This is a genomic window from Cytobacillus sp. OWB-43 (assembly GCF_034651445.1).
In the GTDB taxonomy this organism is placed as follows: Bacteria; Bacillota; Bacilli; order Bacillales; family Cytobacillaceae; genus Cytobacillus; species Cytobacillus kochii.
The window spans coordinates 1,499,646-1,518,749 of the sequence record NZ_JAYEFF010000001.1; the positions used below are offsets into that span (position 1 = coordinate 1,499,646).

The following is a 19,104-nucleotide window of genomic DNA, read 5'->3' on the forward strand; positions in this document are numbered from 1 at the left end:
TATCAATATAACATATGAACATCTATAAACATAGTATAAATTTAAAAATAATCTTTTATTTCTATAAAAATTATGTAACTAGTTAGGTTGAAAAGCCTATTTATTTTATTAACGGCAGTCCGCTTGTCTTTTTATAAAAAAAAGATTGCTGATTTTTCAAGTCATATAGAGAGGGATTAAATATTTGTTCCGTACTTCCGACAAATAAGTAACCACCATTTTTAAGTGCTTTACTAAATTTGCTATAAATCATTGCTTTTGCTTCTTCGGTAAAATAAATAAGGACATTTCGACAAATAATTAAGTCATAGTCTTTTAAAAAAGAATCGGCAAGTAAATTTTGCTTTTGGAAGACTACTGTTTGTTTAATCTCATCTGATAGAATATATTGTTTTCCTTCTTGAAAAAAATACTTCTTTTTCATTTCATCAGGTATCTCCTGAAGAGAACGTTCATGGTAAATGCCTGTTTTCGCTCTCAGTAGTGCAGATTCATCAATATCAGTAGCAAAAATTCGGATTTTTGAAAGAGGTAAATATTTAGATAAGATCATCGCTAGTGTGTATGGCTCCTCTCCTGTTGAACAGGCAGCACTCCATAGCTTCAATGGCTCATTCTTCTGTAACAATGGAGGTAGTATTTCTTTTTCTAACACTTCCCACCTCTTTCGATTTCGGTAAAACTCAGAGACATTAATCGTCATACGATCTAAAAACTCAGCCAACAGCTTTTTGTCTTTAACCATCGCAAGATATAACTGGTTAAAAGATGTATACCCCTTTTTATCATAGAAAGCTTGGAGTCGCCTTTTCATTTGTGTTTCTTTATATTGAGCCAAATCAATACCCGTATATTGTTTAACCTTTTCAATAAATTGCTCATATTCATGTTCGTACATGAGGTGTACACCTCCCTTATAAAGCTACATTTTCTATCTAGTATAAAACAAAAGTGCAAATAATGTTGAAATTTTTTTGAATTGCCGTAAATAATTCGATCTACTTTATAAAAAGTATACAAAAGGTCAACGGAGAGTTTATCATTTTCTCTCTACTCTTGATAAAGCAGCTTAATGAATTGTCCTTAACGAATTTGCTCAGCTTTCTTTTTTCTCTTCATGGATGCGTTATTCCCTTTGGCACGCTATCTTTTTCGTTTTTTAATCCAGACGGATGCGTAATACCATTTTGCTACGCCATCTTTCTCTTTTTCACTCCAGATGGACGCGCTAATCCCTTCTCCTCAACTGTATATAAACACCAAAATTATTAGAGCCATTATTTAAGCAAAAAAACGCCTGGCAATTGCCAGACGTTTTTAGAGTGAATAGATTAGTTAGACCAATCGTTAATTAACTTTTTGTATTCGACAATCTGCTCTTCTTTAAAGAACAGACCGATTTCACGTTCTGCACTTTCTTTTGAGTCTGAACCATGAATAACATTCTTACCAACAGTTACTGCGAAATCGCCACGGATAGAGCCTGGTACAGCATCTTTAGGGTTAGTTGCACCCATCATTTGACGAGCTGTGGCAATCACATTTTCACCTTCCCAAACCATTGCAAAAACGGGTCCAGAAGTAATGAAGTCTACTAATTCACCAAAGAAAGGACGCTCTTTATGCTCTCCATAATGCTCTTCTGCAAGCTCAGTAGGAATACTCATTAACTTTGCGCCTTTTAGTTGGAAGCCTTTCTTTTCAAAACGAGAAACGATTTCTCCAATTAAATTACGTTGTACACCATCTGGTTTAACCATTAAAAAAGTTTGTTCCATTTTCAAACACTCCTCTTGCTCTATGTATTATTTATCATCCATAATCCATCAAAAATATTATCATTGTTTTGACAATTTAGCAACTTCCAATTGATAAAATGACAGTTTCGATTAAAACTTTCTTTTACCAATTGTTTTCGCAATATCTCGCAGTAAATTTTTTGCGCGGTTTTGTGGAAGCTCAGCAATCAATTTTAGCGCTTTTTCAAGGTATAATTCACTTAATGTTAGGCTACGATCAATCGCATCGGAATTTTTTATCAATTCTAATGCTCGCTCAATTTCTGCTTCTGTTGAATGGTCAGTTATTTTTACTAAATTGTCTTTAATAGCAGGTGTTTCCATAGCAAGTAATACAGGTAAAGTAATATTCCCTTGCTTCAAATCACCACCAGCAGGTTTCCCTAGCTCTTTTTCTGTCCCCACAAAATCAAGCACATCATCAATAATTTGATAACTCATTCCAATATAATAACCTATAAAATATAACTTTTTATGTAACTCATCCTCTACATCAGCTGCGATCGCTCCTAATTGACAGCTCGCTGCAATGAGGATAGCGGTTTTTCTTCTAATTCGACGTAAGTATTTTCGCAAATTTTGATTAAATTGAAATTTATCCTCAATCTGTTCAATTTCACCTAAACATAATTCCACAAGCGTATGAGCTAAAATTTGGTGCGCAATCGGCTTATTAATGTTAGAGAGAACATCCAGGGCTCTCGCAAAAATATAATCACCGGTATACATAGCAATCCGGTTATCCCACCTAGATTTAATTGTCGGCTGTCCGCGACGCAAATCTGCATCATCAATTACATCATCATGAACAAGTGACGCCATATGGATGAGTTCTAATGAAACTGCTACATTTTTTATGTTATTAATATCATAGTTGCCAAATTTACCACCAAGTAAAACAAATACTGGTCGTAATCTTTTTCCACCAGCCTGTAATAATGAAAGGGATGCCTCATGAAGCAAAGGCGATTCAGCCTGTATAGTGTCCTCTAATTCTTTTTCAATAATATTGATGTCAGCATTCAAAAAAGAATAGATCATCTTTAATTTCATATCGATACTCACCCAGCTTTAAATCCTTCATGCACATTCATACTTGTCAATGATGAATTACATTTCAGAACAAATTATTATTTATGTCCAATATGGACCGCCGCTACGCCACCAGTATATGGCTTATACTCAACATCACGAAAACCTGCTTTTTTAAACATTCCCGCTAATTCTTTTATACCAGGAAAATCTTTAGCAGATTCTTGTAACCATGAATATTCCTCATAGCTTTTTGCAAAGATTTTACCAAATGCCGGCATAATAAAACGGAAATAAAAACGGTAGCCTTGTTTAAAGCCAATCATTGTTGGTTGAGAAGTTTCTAAGCAAACAGCTATCCCACCAGGCTTCACTACACGATACATTTCCTTTAAGACTTGCATATAATCAGGAACATTCCGTAAGCCGAATCCGATTGTTACATAGTCAAAGCTATTATCAGGGTATGGTAATTCCATCGCGTTTCCATGGACTAATTCTATGTTCTTGATTGGGTGGTTGCTCACCTTCTCTTCACCAATCTTAAGCATATTTTTGCTAAAATCTAAACCAATGACTTCCCCATTTTCACCTACAGCTTCTGATAATGCTATCGTCCAATCGCCCGTTCCACAACAAATATCGAGCGCTTTTGCCCCAGGCTTTACATCCATTCGTTTCATCGTATCTTTCCGCCAGCGCAGGTGCTGTTGAAAACTAATGACTGAGTTCATCTTATCGTAATTACCATATATTTTTTCAAATACTTTATGCACACGTTCTTCTTTCGATTGTACCATGTATTTAACCTTCCTCTACAAATGATTGAACAGCTTCTTGTTGCTGGCTTTTCATCCATTTTAGTTTTTCTCTAAATAGCTCTGTATGTTCGCATTTATCAATGGATTGCTCAATTTCTTTAAAGGATAAGGAGACGTATTTATCACAAATATGAATAAGACTTTGTTTATTATTATGCAAAGTAAATGGTACACTTTGCTCTGTCTCAAATAATTTAGATAAAGCGTCAAATAAAATGGACGGTTTACCAGCTAAAAATTGCTTTTTCTCGAGTAACACTCTATTAATAAAAACAAGATTTGCTGCTAATTCACCAAGCTCACCTCTATTGTAAAAGTGAGTAATACGATCAAATAAAGAGGACTCCGTCTTTTTTAAAGACTCCATTAACGATTCTACAGTAACTCTGGCATGGCTATAAACAGAAACTTTATGTTCATTTACTTCCATAATTCCTTCAGCTAAAGTACGTATCATAAAAATATCATCTATTTCAGCTAAAATTTGGTAGTATAATCCACTATAATAAGTTCCTGCTAAAATGGTGAGCTGCCTTCCCTTTAGACGCTCTAATGGAAGAGGTTCATTTTGAACGCTTTCGTGTGTATCAAGGGCGATTTGCACAAGCATGGTCGTTATGATATATTTATCTGCTTTAGATTTCGGTATTTGCAGGTTATCGACAATAAACATGATTAAAAGAAGCTTGTCTTCGTCAATATATGGTTGTTGAATGATCTTTGACATATAAGGTTGACGCGTTTTTTTCTGAAGAACTTCCTTTAAGTTCATTAATCGTGTATTCATATCTTGTAGTTTGGCGTTCTTGTTTGCATTCATTATATATTCCCCCGATACGGGCAATCCTTATGATCGACATATGAACCAATCATTTACTAAAGATTATTTATAGTAGCACTTCCCTTTTACATTGCCCAAAAAGTGACTTAATTGTTCTCCCTTAGACATAAAAAAAGCCTCTCACTTTTATAAAATCATTGCGTCCATTCCTTTTTTAAAGCTTATTTAACTTGAATGGTAGAGCGCTTGACTTCAATGATAAGCCAGTGACAATTATATCATAAAACAAAGTGACTTGTTAGGGGAATATAAAGGAAAGGCATATAAATTCATGTCAATCGATCATACCTTTAAGCTTTCTTTTCACTTTCTACTTCTCCATATGCTGTTACGATGGACGCATGCCCCCGTATTTTAATAGCAGAAGTATGCTCTGTAAATTGAGCAATCATGACTTCTCCCTCATCTAATTTCTCCGAATGATGAAACCTCGTGTCTGAGCCTCTTGTTAAACCAATCACATTTACGCCATCTTCTTTTGCTTTAATGACGACATATTCATTGCCAGGATTTGTTCTCTCCATTTGAGTCACCTCTATCCTATTACCCTTTTATAAATGACAACACTTCTGCTCTTGTATTTCCATCTTCCGCAAAAACACCTCTAACCGCAGAGGTGACTGTTTTACTACCAGGTTTTTTCACACCACGCATGGTCATACACATATGTTCTGCCTCTACGACTACCATCACACCATGAGGATCTAATTTATGTAATATTGCATCTGCTACTGTAGCTGTAATGCGCTCTTGAAGTTGCGGTCTTCTTGCAACAGTTTCTACAGCCCTTGCTAACTTGCTTAATCCCGTCACCTTACCATTTCTAGGAATATAAGCAACATGCGCCTTCCCAAAGAATGGGACAAGATGATGTTCACACATTGAAAAGAATGGAATATCTTTTACAAGGACAAGTTCTTCATGGTCTTCACCAAAAACGGTTTCAAAATATTCTTCAGGGTCCTGGTGTATGCCCGAAAACACCTCTTCATACATTTTTGCTACTCTTTTTGGTGTATCTAATAACCCCTCTCGGTTCGGATCTTCTCCAATAGCGTCTAATATAAGCCTTACAGCTTCTTCAATTTGAGCGCGATTTACTTCTGACATTCAGCTACCTCCTATTACGGAACTATAAACTATTATCTTACATGCTAGCATAATTATTTCCTAACAGACAAAAAGTTATAGAAAAATAAAGGATAAACTTTCTTCCTTTTAGGATACTATTATATAAATGAACACAAGTACCGTCAAACTCCTATGATGGTTTTGAGAAAGAAATCTATATGTTAAGTACAAATAGTAGTAAAAAACATAGTTTTTTATAACTCATTCATAAAATGGTCATTCACTTGATATGGTGGAATGTGCATTGATTTTGTAAAGAGAATGAAGATCAAGAATCATTCATTTTGTTGTAAGTCAGTTATTGGGGTCTTCTTAATCATTTAACGAAGAGAAAAAAATCCGTAGTCTTTAGCCCCTTTACCTTTGTGGATTGCACTACTGTTGTATGGGACTAGGCAATGTTTGAAATTAATCGTAAATTTATAAGAAAAACCGCGAAAAAAATTCGCGGTTTTTCCTTAAGCAATTAATTATGTAATTAATTACTTTACTGCATCTTTAAGCGCTTTTCCTGGTTTGAAAGCAGGAACTTTGCTTGCAGCGATTTCGATTTCTTCGCCAGTTTGTGGGTTGCGGCCTTTACGTGCTGCACGTTCACGAACTTCAAAGTTACCAAAACCAATTAGTTGTACTTTATCACCATTTTTAAGTGCATCAAGCACTGTATCGAAAACAGCATCAACTGCTTTAGTAGCATCTTTCTTAGAAAGCTCGCTAGCTTCTGCAACTGCATTAATTAGTTCAGTTTTGTTCATTACTTTCACCTCCTCCCAAAAAATATCGTAAACCCAGTAAAATAAAGATTCCTTACATTCATTTGTAAACAAAATTACTGAATTCTATACGTTGTAACGCATTTTTGTTGAAGCAGAAACTTATCATATCTCAAAAAAAGAAGAATTTCAACTTTTTTGATGCAAAAAGCCTTATTTCATAAGGGTTCTTACCGTTACAACGTTAATTCTGCTTAAAAGATTATCATAATCAATTGAGCATATCAAGGATATTTCATGATTTGATGGCAATCTTTTCTTATTTGAAACAAATTTGTAATAAGGGGAGAGAAAACCCGTCAATCTAGGCTTAAAGCTTGACAAATTTGTAGAGATAAAAAATGTAAGCTCTTTCATTTTCATAGTGTAATTCTTTATAAAGAACAAACCAAAGTAACCATACTGTATTTTTATTCGTTTCTATGTTACGAAAGGTTGATTGGTCTTTTTATAGGGTAATTCAAATAAGACTTCTACCGAAATTCCACGCTTCTGTCATTTTAGATAATACTTTATTTATCAACAAAAGTATACTAATCCGTTTTATACTTTTATTACCCATAAAAAAAAGACAACTTTTCATCCGAATAGAATGAAAGTCGCCTTTTATTTCTACAAAATAATGGCAATGAGTCCCCCAGAGCCTTCGTTTATAATTCTTTCTAAAGTCTCTTTGAGTTTATATCTAGCATTCTCAGGCATCAATGATAACTTTGCTTGGATTCCTTCTCTAACAATCGAGCTAAGCGATCGACCAAAGATATCTGAATTCCAAATTGAAAGCGGATCATCTTCAAAGTCTTGCATTAAGTAACGAACTAATTCTTCACTTTGTTTCTCTGTTCCGATAATCGGAGAAAATTCAGATTCAACATCAACTTTGATCATATGAATCGACGGTGCAACAGCTTTCAAGCGTACACCGAACCTTGAGCCATGCCTTGTTATTTCAGGCTCATCTAAACTCATATCAGACAGTGATGGAGCTGCGATGCCATATCCTGTCTGTTTCACCATTCTAAGCGCATCTGAGATTTGATCATATTCTGATTTTGCATGGGCAAATTCTTGCATCAGTTCAAGAAGATGATCTTTACCACGTATTTCAACACCGACAATTTCTTTTAATACCTCATCATATAAATCATCAGGCGCATATAAATCAATTTCAGCGATCCCTTGACCCATTTCTATACCGGCTAAGCCCGCACGATCAATAAATTCGAAATCACTAAACTGATGTACAACACGATCAACATCTCTTAACCTCTTAATATCTTTGACAGTCTCTTTTACGGCTTCTTGATAACTCTCACGTAACCAATGATCTTCGTGAAGGACCATTACCCAACTTGGTAAGTTTACATTTACTTCTAAAACAGGGAATTCGTACAACGCTTCTCGCATCACGCTATATACATCAGATTCCCTCATTCCTTCTACACTCATAGCAAGTACAGGGATATCATATTTCTCTGATAGCTTCAAACGAAGGTCCTCAGTTGCCGGATGGTGTGGTTGCACACTATTGATGACCATAATAAATGGTTTTCCTACTTCTTTAAGCTCTTCAATTACTCTTTCTTCAGCCTCGATGTAGTTTGCACGAGGAATTTCTCCAATTGTACCATCGGTCGTAATGACGACACCAATTGTAGAGTGTTCTTGAATGACTTTTCTTGTACCGATTTCAGCAGCTTCGTGAAATGGAATCGGCTCCTCATACCAAGGAGTATTAATCATTCTTGGACCATTTTCATCCTCATATCCTTTTGCTCCTGGGACTGTATATCCAACACAATCGACAAGACGGATATTAACCTCCAATCCTTCATCCACATGGACATTAGCAGCTTGATTCGGCACAAACTTCGGTTCTGTAGTCATAATTGTTTTTCCTGCTGCACTTTGAGGGAGCTCATCCTGGGTACGTGCTCGATCAGCCTCATTGTCCATATTTGGGAGGACTGCTAGCTCCATGAATTTCTTAATAAATGTCGATTTTCCAGTACGGACTGCACCTACTACTCCAAAATAGATATCACCGCCTGTTCGTTCGGCAATATCTTTAAAAATATCTACCTTTTCCAAGTGATCCCCTCCTGAATCATGAGTTAGTGGGATAATATTATCCAATAATTTATATTTGTACACTATATATCTATGATGTTGTCCGATATGAATATGCCAACTTTTTAAAAAAATCCCCTTTCTCACTTTTTCTTTATGCAATCAATAGTTGCTTTTCATTATTGTATTAAAAGAGAAAAAAAACCCTCCCTCTACAATATATTTTGTAGAGAGAGGGTTATGACTAATTCACTAAAAATATTGGTTCATTCTTTTTTTCATCTATTGTATACGGTAATGAATAAGATGGTACAAAAGGTGAATCTTCGACTAAATGGAAGCGTATATCATTGTTTTCAGCTTTAATATCCCCAGCCTCCATTAATTGCATTAAGTCGGTACGATAATCAACGAATACTTCTCCGTCGGTTGTCACCACATACGATAGTTCGTTACCACTAAACGGGCTAACAGCTTTCGGTTCATCATTATAACCGATTTTAGAGAAATCTAATGAGTATACATTTTCACCGATATTATCCTTATATGGTGGATATCCTTCCATGCGAATTCGGAGAGTAATATCTCTTATTTCATCAGCAATACGTAAATCAGACAATTTCACTTTCGGATCATCTTCAACATCAATCAGTACATATTGAAAAACGCCTCCAGATTCAAATGCATTGCTAGGATACTCAGCCATGTATTTTGGTACAAGTTTCTTAAAATCAATTGGATATTTTTGAAAAAGCGGTGTATCTTCTTCGGTCGTTTTTATAGGTAATAGACCACCTGTCTCATCTTGATATTGCTTGATGGCTGTTTGTACGCGATTAATTTCATCCTCGTAAGGAATTTGATTTTTTGCTCTTTCTTCTTCTGGGTACATACATCCAGATAAAAGAAGGGTAATGAGTATAAATAAGCTAGTTACATAGCTCTTTTTTTTCATATACATCAACCTTTAATTATGTATTTTCAGGGAGAAACCCCTTGCGATGTTCTATTCTGAAACGGGACCGCTAAATACGACTAGAAAAATAATGAGACCACTTACTACCATAAAACTATAGGCAAATAGAGCAGTTACCCCTTTCAATACCCCATTTTTCAACTTAAAACGACTTAAATAAATAAGTAAGATAGCAATAAACATAAAGCCCATTGAAGCAAGGGCAATCCACATTTTCATTAAACCAGGTGACATCTCATTCACTCCTTTTTCCGAATTGTATTATACCATACAGTTCGTTCGCTTTGACAGCATTATCAGATAATTTTATGTATTGCAGTAAAAGGCAAGCAATTATTGGACTACTCTAATATTCTCAATATCCATTTTAGGAATCCCCTAATTGACTTCTTATTCTCCATATTAAATGAATTGTAACATAGCAAGTAAAGTACAAAAAAATAACCGAGGAATAAGAAGGGGCTTCCTTATCCTCGGCAAATGACTAAAATACCCTATTCACCCTGTTCATTTTACCAGTTTGCTTCAAAGGCATTGTATGCAGAGGATAAGCCGCCCGTCTCCTCATATGCCTATATTTTTATAAACAGCACCAAATTATTAGTTAATCCTGATTTTGAGCCATAAAAATATCCGCAATATCTTCCATTTCATTTGTTTTTGTACGTGCCATTAGACGGTCAACTCCATCTTTAGCATCGATATCATTAAATAAAATGTCATATAGAACAGATGTTATGGGCATTTGCACATCGTATTTCTCTGCTAATTGATAGGCTGCTCTTGTTGTTCGAACGCCTTCAACAACCATACCCATATTTTCTAATACTTCGTCTAAGTTTTTGCCTTTGCCTAGAAGATTCCCTGCACGCCAGTTTCTCGAATGAGTACTTGTACAAGTCACAATTAAATCACCTATGCCAGCTAGACCTGAGAAAGTTAGCGGACTTGCGCCCATTTTTACACCTAGTCTTGTGATTTCTGCTAATCCTCTAGTTACTAGCGCAGCTTTAGCATTATCTCCATAACCAAGTCCATCTGAAATGCCAGCTGCTAATGCAATAATATTTTTTAAAGCGCCACCAATTTCAACGCCAACAATATCTGGATTAGTGTATACTCTAAAGTTTTGATTAATAAATAAATCTTGGACTTTTTCAGCTGCCTTCATATTTTTAGAGGAGACAGCTACAGTTGTCGGGTGGCGCAAACTAACTTCTTCTGCATGACTAGGCCCTGATAGTACAACCACATCTTTTAAAAGGGCTGTAGGTGTCACTTCTTCAATCATTTCGGAAATTCTTTTTGAAGTATCTGGTTCAATCCCTTTACTCACATGGACGATGGTCAACGGTTCTTTTCTCACTTCAGCTATGCTCTGTAAAACTTCTCTAATCGCTTTCGTAGGTACAGCTAAAATGATTGTTTCGATACCTTCTAATACTTGATCAAGCTTTGTATAACCTACAATATTTTTTGGTAAAGTAATCGCAGGTAAATATGCTTCATTTGTATGGTTCTCATTAATTTCTTTGATTTGTTTTTCCTTGTGACCCCATAAACGCACTTCATGGTCATTATCTGCCAGCACCATCGCAAGGGCTGTACCCCAACTTCCGGCACCAATAACAGCTATTTTATCTTTTTGACTCATCTTGCATTCACCTCATTTCAATTCATTTCGCCTATTTAAAAGAAGGAAAGGAACCGCCAATCTGAGAAAAACATTAGTCGAGCGGATGAATAGTCATTTTTTTACCTTTACTAATTGGCATATACTAAAGAACCGGTGGTCCCATAAAGCTAGAAACATAATTATGTAAGAGACAGCTTATTATGAAATGATGAGTCATCAAATCATACAGCTGTCCGCTTTTACTATGCTAATAGTGAATAGTTTATTTTCGTTCTCTTGCAATAATTTTAATTGGCGTCCCTTCAAATCCAAAAGCATCTCTAATTCTGTTTTCAAGAAATCTTTCATAAGAGAAATGTAGAAGCTCAGGATCATTAACAAACACAACGAAGGTCGGCGGTTTGATTGCTACTTGGGTAGCATAGTATATTCGCAGCCTTCTTCCCTTATCTGTTGGTGTTGGGTTCATAGCTACTGCATCCATTATAACATCATTTAAAACATTTGTTTCCACGCGCATCATATGATTTTCACTAGCAATGTTCACCATTGGAATCAATGTATGAATTCTTTTCTTTGTCAATGCTGATAGAAAAACAATCGGTGCGTAATCAAGGAATTGGAAATGATCCCTAATATTTTGTTCGAACTTCTTCATCGTTTTCTCATCTTTTTCAACAGCATCCCATTTATTCACAACAATAATGACAGCCCTACCAGCTTCATGTGCATAGCCTGCAATTCGCTTATCTTGTTCAATGATTCCTTCTTCTCCATCTAGTACAATGAGAACCACGTCAGAACGTTCAATGGCCCTTAAAGCACGTAACACACTATATTTCTCAGTTGTTTCGTACACTTTACCTTTTTTCCGCATACCCGCTGTATCTATAATGACATACTCATCACCATTATACTTAAGCTGTGAGTCAATCGCATCTCTTGTCGTTCCAGCTACATTAGAAACAATAACGCGATCTTCTCCTAGAATAGCATTTACTAAAGATGATTTCCCCACATTTGGTCGGCCTATAAGCGAGAACTTTATGACATCATCATCGTATTGATTTTCCTCATGATTAGGGAAGCTTTTAGCTGCCTCATCTAATAAATCACCCAAACCTAAACCATGTGATCCTGAGATTGGAAACGGTTCACCAAAGCCCAGGGAATAAAAGTCATAAATCATTTGTCTCATTTCTGGATTATCAATTTTATTGACCCCAAGAACAACAGGCTTTTTTGCTTTATACAAAATTTTCGCTACTTCTTCATCCGCAGATGTCACACCTTCACGACCGTTTACTAAGAAAACGATCACATCAGCCTCGTCGATAGCGATTTCAGCTTGTTGACGAATTTGTTCTAAAAAGGGCTCGTCCCCAATATCTATGCCACCTGTATCAATAATATTAAAGTCATGAGTTAACCATTCTGCAGAACTATAAATGCGATCTCTTGTAACGCCAGGAATATCTTCAACGATTGAAATTCGTTCACCAACAATTCTGTTAAAAATAGTAGATTTTCCTACGTTTGGACGTCCGACAATTGCCAGTACTGGTTTTGTCACGAACATCACCCCTCAATTTCATTAAAATACTTGCTTATATTAATTTAATGTAAGCAAATTTGATTTAAAAGAAACCCTTCAACTAATGAAGGGTTCAACTATAATATATTACCAAACAGCCACCTTCCTTACAAGAAGAAGCTGCATATTCATGATTAATGGCGGACAATCACGTACATTTCTTCAGTCAGCATATGAGCGATTCCGTCTAAAATAGCTTCTAAATTTGTAGCAATCACTTCCATTTCTTTTTTATCCTCACAATGAAACACTGCTGCACCACTAGGGACTTTCTTTGGGTTTGTTGTTATAACTGCAAGTACAAATTTATTGATTTCCATCATTTATCCCTCCCTATTATTTTGGCACATGCATTTCTTTTGGCATTTTTATTGCATTTTCCAGGGTTGGTACACCACCAATTACTTTAATTGCTTTTTCAACTGTTCTTTCCTGTGGAAGGATGAATACCCCTACTCGCCCATCATCTAAATCCCGTTTAGCTAATGGCACAAGTGCTGGGGCACCAGAATCCGTCACGACCCCTAGAGCCGTTGAAACATCATGTAATATCGCTTGTCTTTGCCCTAAATTTGCAATTGTCGTATTTACATTAAAATTTTTCGGAACCAGAATAAAACCCATCCCATACTTTAAAATTTCTTCTTGTCTTTCCGGAAGTCCAATGTTCATAATATAAATGTTGTCAACATATAATCCGGCTCCGTCGAAATGCGGCTTCACATATTTGATTTCCACAATATCTGATAACTTACCACCACTCATCATTACTTTTGATAACACGACGGCAATAGCAGCAGCGATAATTGCTACCCAAAGATTAAATAAGAGGTAAAATAATGTAGTAATAAGAGATGTAAACATGACTAAATAATTCCTGCTTTCAAAGGCAATAGCAATTCCTTCTATATAAGTCCTACCCCGTGGAACCATTTCATAACTATCTAACTCAGTTAACGTATTTCTTTCCATATTCCTAACCTCACGGAACTGTGAAGCAGCCACGGTTAAGAAGGTGATCGCAGTAAAATCCTCCTCCATGATCGACGGGATGGCCACACTGCCTAATCCAGCAGCAATAAAACCTAAAGCAATATGAATAATCTTCCCATGTAGATAGGTTGGGTACTGTCGATAATCTGTTCTTAACATATAAATCCTTGTTAATGTGCCAACAATTACACCTAAAACAACTGGATAGATATATTCATTCATGATAATTTTGCTTCTCCTTTACTAATGGATTTAAGTTTCTTTCTAGGTAAGCAGCCAAATATTCAATCATATTCCATCCAGAAACAACTACAAATGCCATACTTAGGACATCAAGAAAACGAAAAGATCCAATTTGGAAAGGAAATCCATACTTTTGAATAATAAGGGCAAATATTACCTCCCCGTTTAATGCAGCAAATATTAATATACAAATACGGCTTAACGCTTGCTTATGAAGAAGTATGACTAAACACGCTAACATACCGGCTAACATCCAGTCACGGTTAAAAACAACCCAGATTGGATCAAACATCTCAAAGCAGAGAAAAGCACAGTAAGCAAATGAGACAATGAGCATACATGTAACCAAATAGAGAGGATGACCACATTGCGATTTTACAAAGAGAAAACTAGCGGCAATGTAGAGAAGGAAGAAACTCACACCAATTTCTGTCGTTCCAATTGAAAAATGATAAGGCGTAATGATAATAAGCAATAATAGTGCGAATGACGCTAAATAACGGTATGTATTTGCTTTACTTACGAAAAATGTGACAATAATCCAAAGTGACCAACCAATCCAATAAAAGAAAAGACCTTCCAAATAAATACACCTCCTACTATCCCCATTATGGGTAGAAAATATGTAGTTTAATCTATTTGAATAAAAAATGTCTGATTTCTTATCTTAATAATTAGGAGGTGTAGATATGGGAAAAGATCGTCAGGAAAAAAAACTAAAAAGCAGTAAGAGAGTAGAATCAGATCGTGACCAAAGTATTCAGTACGACGGGGCAACAACAATGCAAAGTCCAGACAATGCACGCAAATTAAATAATAATAAATAACTTAAAAGAATTGTGTAAACCTCTTAGTAACGGGATTACTCTTTATTTAACTGTTTTACTTTAAATATTTTTGTCCTATTCGCGTGTTAGCGCGACTTTTGTTTCGTATTCAGTCAACAAAGTCGCGCTCTTCTTTTTATGACTTTTATTAATTATATAGTTTAAAAATCAATAGTTTTTAACGTAATAAAAGAGACTACCTTTGTAAGCAGTCTCTTATTTTAAAGATTATTTTGCATGAATCATTCTTGTACTGTATGTATGTGTATTAATTTGTCGCTGTTGCAGCCACTCAAGTACTTCTCCCTTAAAAATCAGGGGGGCAAGTTGTAATTCGTTAAGATTGCTTGCACCTATAGCTGTCATAATTATTTTTAATTCTTCATGAAGGGAAGTAACTTCTTTTACTACTGCTTCATAACCAGAATCCACTAATATCTTCAAGAAGTACCCTGCCATTCCTACACCGTTAGCACCAAGCGCAATAGCCTTTGCAATATCCATACTTGTCTGAATTCCACCAGATGCAAGTATCGTTATATCACTATTATGTGATTGTGCTTCGACAATTGAAGTAGCAGTTGGAATCCCCCATCCATCAAAGAATGACAGTACCCTCTCTCTTCGTTCGTTTTCGATTTTAGAGAAATTAGTGCCACCATAACCACCGACATCTACGATATTAACGCCAACACCTTTTAGCTTTTCTACAGCTTCGCGACTCATACCGAATCCTACTTCTTTAACGATAATTGGCACATCTAAGTGATTTACAATCTTTTCGATACGCATGAGGGCATGCGAAAAATCACGATCTCCCTCTGGCATCGTTAACTCTTGGACGACATTTACATGAATTTGTAATGCGTCTGCTTGTATCATCTCTACAGCATCTTTTGCTTGGTTTACCGTGGCTTCGCTACCTAAATTGGCAAATATCAATCCATCTGGATTTTCTTTCCTTACAATTTCATACGAAAAGCGTTCTTCTGAATTTTTTATTGCTGCCATCTGCGAGCCTACTGCCATCCCTACCCCTGTCTCTTTAGCCACCCGCGCGAGCAGGCGATTAATTTCAAGTGTCTTTGCACCACCGCCACCGGTCATTGCATTGATAAAAATAGGCGAACTGAGTTGTAGTTCGCCTATTTTCGTTCCCAAATGAATCTTTGAGAGAGATGTGTTAGGTAAGCTTTGATGTACAAAAGAAACACAATCAAATCCAGCGTTATTCGTTTGACCAGTTGTTAGCGCATATTGAATATGATCCCATTTTCTCTTTGCTCTCGTCACTATACTACCACCATTATTTATTTAATTTCTTTAACTGTTCACCAATCATTTCACCTAATTGGAACCCCTTAGACTCTTCAGGCAGTTCATAATCAGTTGGTTCTTCTTCTTTTTCAACAAGATCTTTAATACTTAGAGAAAGTCTTTCATCGCCTTCATTCACATCAAGGACTTTCACTTGTACTGCTTGACCTTCTTTTAATACTTCGTGCGGAGTGGCAATATGTTTATGTGCAATTTGAGAAATATGAACAAGCCCTTCCACTCCAGGGAATACTTCTACGAAAGCACCATAAGATACAAGTCTTTTCACTGTGCCTTCTAACACACTACCTTTAGGAGCTTTTTCAGCAATACCATCCCAAGGACCAGGCAAAGTATCTTTAATAGATAGTGAAATTCGTTCATTATCCTTATCTACACTTAGTACTTTTACTTTGACAGATTGACCTTCTGTAACAACATCTGAAGGCTTAGCAACATGCTCATAAGAAAGTTGTGAAATATGGACTAAACCATCAACACCACCGATATCAACAAAAGCACCGAAATCTGTAATACGTTGTACAGTTCCATCAATCACGCTTCCAGCTTCAAGCGATCCAAGTAACTCTTTCTTTTGTTTTCCTTGCTCCTCTTCAACAACTACACGATGAGAAAGAATTAAACGATTTTTATCTTTATCTAACTCTACAATTTTAAAAGCTAATGTTTGACCTTTATAATCTGAGAAATCTTCAACAAAATGTGCTTCAACTAAAGAAGCTGGTACAAATCCGCGAACTCCAAGGTCAACGACTAATCCGCCTTTAACAACATCTTTGATTTCAGCATCAAAAACTTCACCGTCATTAAATTTTTGCTCTAGTTGTTCCCAAGACTTTTCAGCATCTACTTTGCGCTTTGATAGTACAAGCGCTTCTTCTTCTACTTTTAACACTTCTAATTGTAGTTCATCACCTTCTGCAACAGCATCGCTAGCTGTTTCTACATGAAGACTTGATAGTTCACTAATTGGAATAATACCATCTAATTTGCTATTTTCGATATCGACAATCACTTGCTTCTCTTCTACTTTTGTCACTTTACCATTTACTTTATCGCCAACTTCAAAATTTGCTACTTCAATTTCATTCATTTCTTCTGACATATGTATTCCTCCTTAATCCAATGGCTAATTTCATTTTCCACTTATAAAATGCAATCTTACAAAGTGTAAATTGCACTAAATAAACTAGAGTTGTAAAACCACTTTGATCCTGAAATATAAAATGCCTTTTTATAAACTTCTTACAAATAGCACCTTTTGTCAAGTAAGAAGGTTTAGCGATTCTGTTCGATTAATTTTTTGATTTCATTCATAATGATATCCGTTGTTTCTTCTGCATTGACTTTGTTTGCACGGATTTCATCCATTGGGATAGGCTTTCCGTAGACGACTTTTAATTTCTTAAAAGGCTTATACGGGCCAATGATGGCACAAGGTACGACTGCAGCATTAGAACGAAGAGCAAAGAACCCTGCACCGGCAAGACCTTTACCAACTTCTCCGGTTTTACTCCTCGTCCCTTCTGGAAATAAACCTAAAACATGCCCTTCTTTAAGAACCTTCAACCCTTTTCTCAATGCTTCACGATCACTCATTCCTCTTTTTACAGAAAAAGCATTCAGATGTGGTAATAACTTCCCTAAAATTGGCACGTTAAACAACTCTTCTTTTGCCATAAAGTGAATGTCTCTTGGCGCTGTTATCCCTACAATTGGTGGATCCAGGTTATCAATATGATTGCAACATAAAAGGACGCCACCTTCTGCTGGGACATTCTCCCTACCTTTAACATCCATGCGATAAACGGGCTTTAATAAGCCGTATACTAAAGAGCGTGCAAATGTATATACACTCATATTATTGAATCCTTTCCTCAACCAACTTCATAATTCTATCAACAACTTCGTGAATGCTTAGTGATGTTGTATCCAATTCTACTGCATCCTCAGCTTTTTTGAGTGGTGCAACTTCCCTTTCCGAATCTAACTTATCTCTTTTAGCAATTTCCTCTTTTAAAAGAGCTAAATCTGAAGGAAAACCCTTTTCTAAGTTTTCAGCATGGCGCCGTGCTGCTCGTTCATCCACTGATGCTAAAAGAAACACTTTTACCTCTGCATCAGGTAAAACATGTGTACCAATATCACGGCCATCCATCACTACACCACCTTCTTGACCGAAGCGTTGTTGACGGGCAACCATTTCTTCTCTTACCTGCTTATGTTTAGAAACCGTAGACACTGAATTAGTTACTTCAGCTGTTCTAATTTCCGTAGAAACATCTATCCCATCTAAAAGAATACGTTGGCCTGATTCTCCAGGATTTAAGACAATCTCTGTCTCTTTTAACAAAGGAATTAATGATTCTTCATCATTTATATCTATTTCTGACTGCAACGCTTTAAATGTTAACGCGCGATACATCGCCCCTGTATCTATATAAATATAATGAAGCTTCTCAGCTATAATCTTAGCAACTGTACTTTTCCCCGCTGCTGCAGGTCCATCGATGGCAATTGATATTTTATTCATAAACCCTCCTGAAATACCTATACAAATATATTCTTTACGTTTTATATTCTATCATAAATTCACTTAATTAGTTGTAATGATTATGTGTTATTAATAATCCCCTCCCCTAATAGGGAGTCTTTTTATTAGTTAAAATAATACGATAATTTTTAAAAAATAAGAAGAAACACTAAAAAAGGATGTTCTCAGGAAGAACAATCCAAAAGGTCTGTAAAGCTATTATTTCTATTGGCCTGATTTTCATCATAAAATCAAGTTAAGGCCTCTTTATGTAGAATACCTCCTCATCATTGTTTTCTAAATGATGATTCACTCCTTCATATCTTGTCACTTCATTAAAATGCGGAAATAGGTGTAAATAATGAAAAACGGTTTGAAATAATAGTAACAACCCAAGATGAAAAATGATTAATAGTATGAGCGTGCGTTCGAATACTTTCATCCTCCCACCTCCATTAATCATTATGGAGACACAAAAGAGATTTTATGCTGTTCTG

Annotated in this window: 22 protein-coding genes; 1 reads left to right on the top strand and 21 read right to left on the bottom strand. The window is 35.9% G+C overall.

Annotated elements, in window-relative coordinates:
- Positions 1 to 100: 100 nt before the first annotated feature.
- The 16 genes from U9M49_RS07280 to U9M49_RS07355 form a co-directional block, all read right to left on the bottom strand.
- Positions 101 to 898 (bottom strand): protein-glutamate O-methyltransferase CheR, encoded by a 798-nt coding sequence (locus U9M49_RS07280; protein WP_322909559.1) that lies wholly within the window; start codon positions 896 to 898, stop codon positions 101 to 103.
- A gap of 433 nt (positions 899 to 1,331) precedes the next feature.
- Positions 1,332 to 1,778, bottom strand: a complete 447-nt coding sequence (gene ndk / locus U9M49_RS07285) for a nucleoside-diphosphate kinase (RefSeq protein WP_095372758.1) — start codon at positions 1,776 to 1,778, stop codon at positions 1,332 to 1,334.
- 111 nt (positions 1,779 to 1,889) lie between these two features.
- Positions 1,890 to 2,852: a heptaprenyl diphosphate synthase component II gene (gene hepT / locus U9M49_RS07290; protein ID WP_095372757.1), complete on the bottom strand. Its 963-nt coding sequence runs from the start codon at positions 2,850 to 2,852 to the stop codon at positions 1,890 to 1,892.
- A gap of 77 nt (positions 2,853 to 2,929) precedes the next feature.
- A complete protein-coding gene (locus U9M49_RS07295; RefSeq protein WP_095372756.1) occupies positions 2,930 to 3,631 on the bottom strand; it encodes a demethylmenaquinone methyltransferase in 702 nt (233 codons plus the stop codon).
- A gap of 4 nt (positions 3,632 to 3,635) precedes the next feature.
- Positions 3,636 to 4,472 carry a heptaprenyl diphosphate synthase component 1 gene (locus tag U9M49_RS07300; RefSeq protein ID WP_095372755.1) on the bottom strand — a complete coding sequence of 279 codons (837 nt, stop codon included), beginning with the start codon at positions 4,470 to 4,472 and terminating at the stop codon, positions 3,636 to 3,638.
- A gap of 311 nt (positions 4,473 to 4,783) precedes the next feature.
- Positions 4,784 to 5,017, bottom strand: a complete 234-nt coding sequence (gene mtrB, locus U9M49_RS07305; RefSeq protein WP_095372754.1) for a trp RNA-binding attenuation protein MtrB — start codon at positions 5,015 to 5,017, stop codon at positions 4,784 to 4,786.
- 19 nt (positions 5,018 to 5,036) lie between these two features.
- Entirely contained in the window at positions 5,037 to 5,603 is a 567-nt protein-coding gene (gene folE, locus U9M49_RS07310; RefSeq protein WP_095372753.1) for a GTP cyclohydrolase I FolE, read from the bottom strand.
- Positions 5,604 to 6,106: 503 nt separating this feature from the next.
- The gene (gene hbs, locus U9M49_RS07315; protein ID WP_066200607.1) at positions 6,107 to 6,379 is read right to left on the bottom strand and encodes a non-specific DNA-binding protein Hbs; all 273 of its coding nucleotides are present in this window, start codon (positions 6,377 to 6,379) and stop codon (positions 6,107 to 6,109) included.
- A 630-nt stretch (positions 6,380 to 7,009) separates the two neighbouring features.
- Positions 7,010 to 8,488 (bottom strand): stage IV sporulation protein A, encoded by a 1,479-nt coding sequence (gene spoIVA / locus U9M49_RS07320; RefSeq protein ID WP_095372751.1) that lies wholly within the window; start codon positions 8,486 to 8,488, stop codon positions 7,010 to 7,012.
- 223 nt (positions 8,489 to 8,711) lie between these two features.
- Positions 8,712 to 9,422 carry a hypothetical protein gene (locus tag U9M49_RS07325; RefSeq protein ID WP_095372750.1) on the bottom strand — a complete coding sequence of 237 codons (711 nt, stop codon included), beginning with the start codon at positions 9,420 to 9,422 and terminating at the stop codon, positions 8,712 to 8,714.
- A 51-nt stretch (positions 9,423 to 9,473) separates the two neighbouring features.
- On the bottom strand, positions 9,474 to 9,677 hold the full coding sequence (locus tag U9M49_RS07330) for a DUF2768 domain-containing protein (protein WP_095372749.1): 204 nt from the start codon (positions 9,675 to 9,677) through the stop codon (positions 9,474 to 9,476).
- 370 nt (positions 9,678 to 10,047) lie between these two features.
- Complete coding sequence (locus U9M49_RS07335) at positions 10,048 to 11,097, bottom strand: NAD(P)H-dependent glycerol-3-phosphate dehydrogenase (RefSeq protein ID WP_307313038.1); 1,050 nt, start codon at positions 11,095 to 11,097, stop codon at positions 10,048 to 10,050.
- Positions 11,098 to 11,341: 244 nt separating this feature from the next.
- Positions 11,342 to 12,652, bottom strand: coding sequence for a ribosome biogenesis GTPase Der (gene der / locus U9M49_RS07340; protein ID WP_095372747.1), 1,311 nt, complete (start codon positions 12,650 to 12,652; stop codon positions 11,342 to 11,344).
- A 155-nt stretch (positions 12,653 to 12,807) separates the two neighbouring features.
- Entirely contained in the window at positions 12,808 to 12,993 is a 186-nt protein-coding gene (locus U9M49_RS07345) for a capping complex subunit for YIEGIA (protein WP_095372746.1), read from the bottom strand.
- 16 nt (positions 12,994 to 13,009) lie between these two features.
- A complete protein-coding gene (locus U9M49_RS07350; protein WP_095372745.1) occupies positions 13,010 to 13,888 on the bottom strand; it encodes a YIEGIA family protein in 879 nt (292 codons plus the stop codon).
- The gene (locus U9M49_RS07355; protein ID WP_095372744.1) at positions 13,881 to 14,492 is read right to left on the bottom strand and encodes a hypothetical protein; all 612 of its coding nucleotides are present in this window, start codon (positions 14,490 to 14,492) and stop codon (positions 13,881 to 13,883) included. The genes U9M49_RS07350 and U9M49_RS07355 overlap by 8 nt, the downstream gene beginning before the upstream one ends.
- 106 nt (positions 14,493 to 14,598) lie before the next feature.
- Here U9M49_RS07355 and U9M49_RS07360 point away from each other — a divergent pair, with 106 nt between their 5' ends.
- On the top strand, positions 14,599 to 14,736 hold the full coding sequence (locus U9M49_RS07360) for a YpzI family protein (RefSeq protein WP_095372743.1): 138 nt from the start codon (positions 14,599 to 14,601) through the stop codon (positions 14,734 to 14,736).
- A gap of 228 nt (positions 14,737 to 14,964) precedes the next feature.
- On the opposite strand, the gene fni is transcribed toward U9M49_RS07360, so the two are convergent.
- From fni to U9M49_RS07385, 5 genes are all read right to left on the bottom strand, one after another.
- The gene (fni, locus tag U9M49_RS07365; RefSeq protein WP_307313035.1) at positions 14,965 to 16,029 is read right to left on the bottom strand and encodes a type 2 isopentenyl-diphosphate Delta-isomerase; all 1,065 of its coding nucleotides are present in this window, start codon (positions 16,027 to 16,029) and stop codon (positions 14,965 to 14,967) included.
- A gap of 13 nt (positions 16,030 to 16,042) precedes the next feature.
- Positions 16,043 to 17,179 carry a 30S ribosomal protein S1 gene (rpsA, locus tag U9M49_RS07370; protein WP_095372741.1) on the bottom strand — a complete coding sequence of 379 codons (1,137 nt, stop codon included), beginning with the start codon at positions 17,177 to 17,179 and terminating at the stop codon, positions 16,043 to 16,045.
- A 173-nt stretch (positions 17,180 to 17,352) separates the two neighbouring features.
- Positions 17,353 to 17,934, bottom strand: coding sequence for a lysophospholipid acyltransferase family protein (locus U9M49_RS07375; protein WP_095372740.1), 582 nt, complete (start codon positions 17,932 to 17,934; stop codon positions 17,353 to 17,355).
- Position 17,935: 1 nt separating this feature from the next.
- Positions 17,936 to 18,607 carry a (d)CMP kinase gene (cmk, locus tag U9M49_RS07380; RefSeq protein ID WP_095372739.1) on the bottom strand — a complete coding sequence of 224 codons (672 nt, stop codon included), beginning with the start codon at positions 18,605 to 18,607 and terminating at the stop codon, positions 17,936 to 17,938.
- A gap of 256 nt (positions 18,608 to 18,863) precedes the next feature.
- Positions 18,864 to 19,049 (bottom strand): DUF5359 family protein, encoded by a 186-nt coding sequence (locus tag U9M49_RS07385; protein ID WP_095372738.1) that lies wholly within the window; start codon positions 19,047 to 19,049, stop codon positions 18,864 to 18,866.
- Positions 19,050 to 19,104 lie beyond the last annotated feature (55 nt).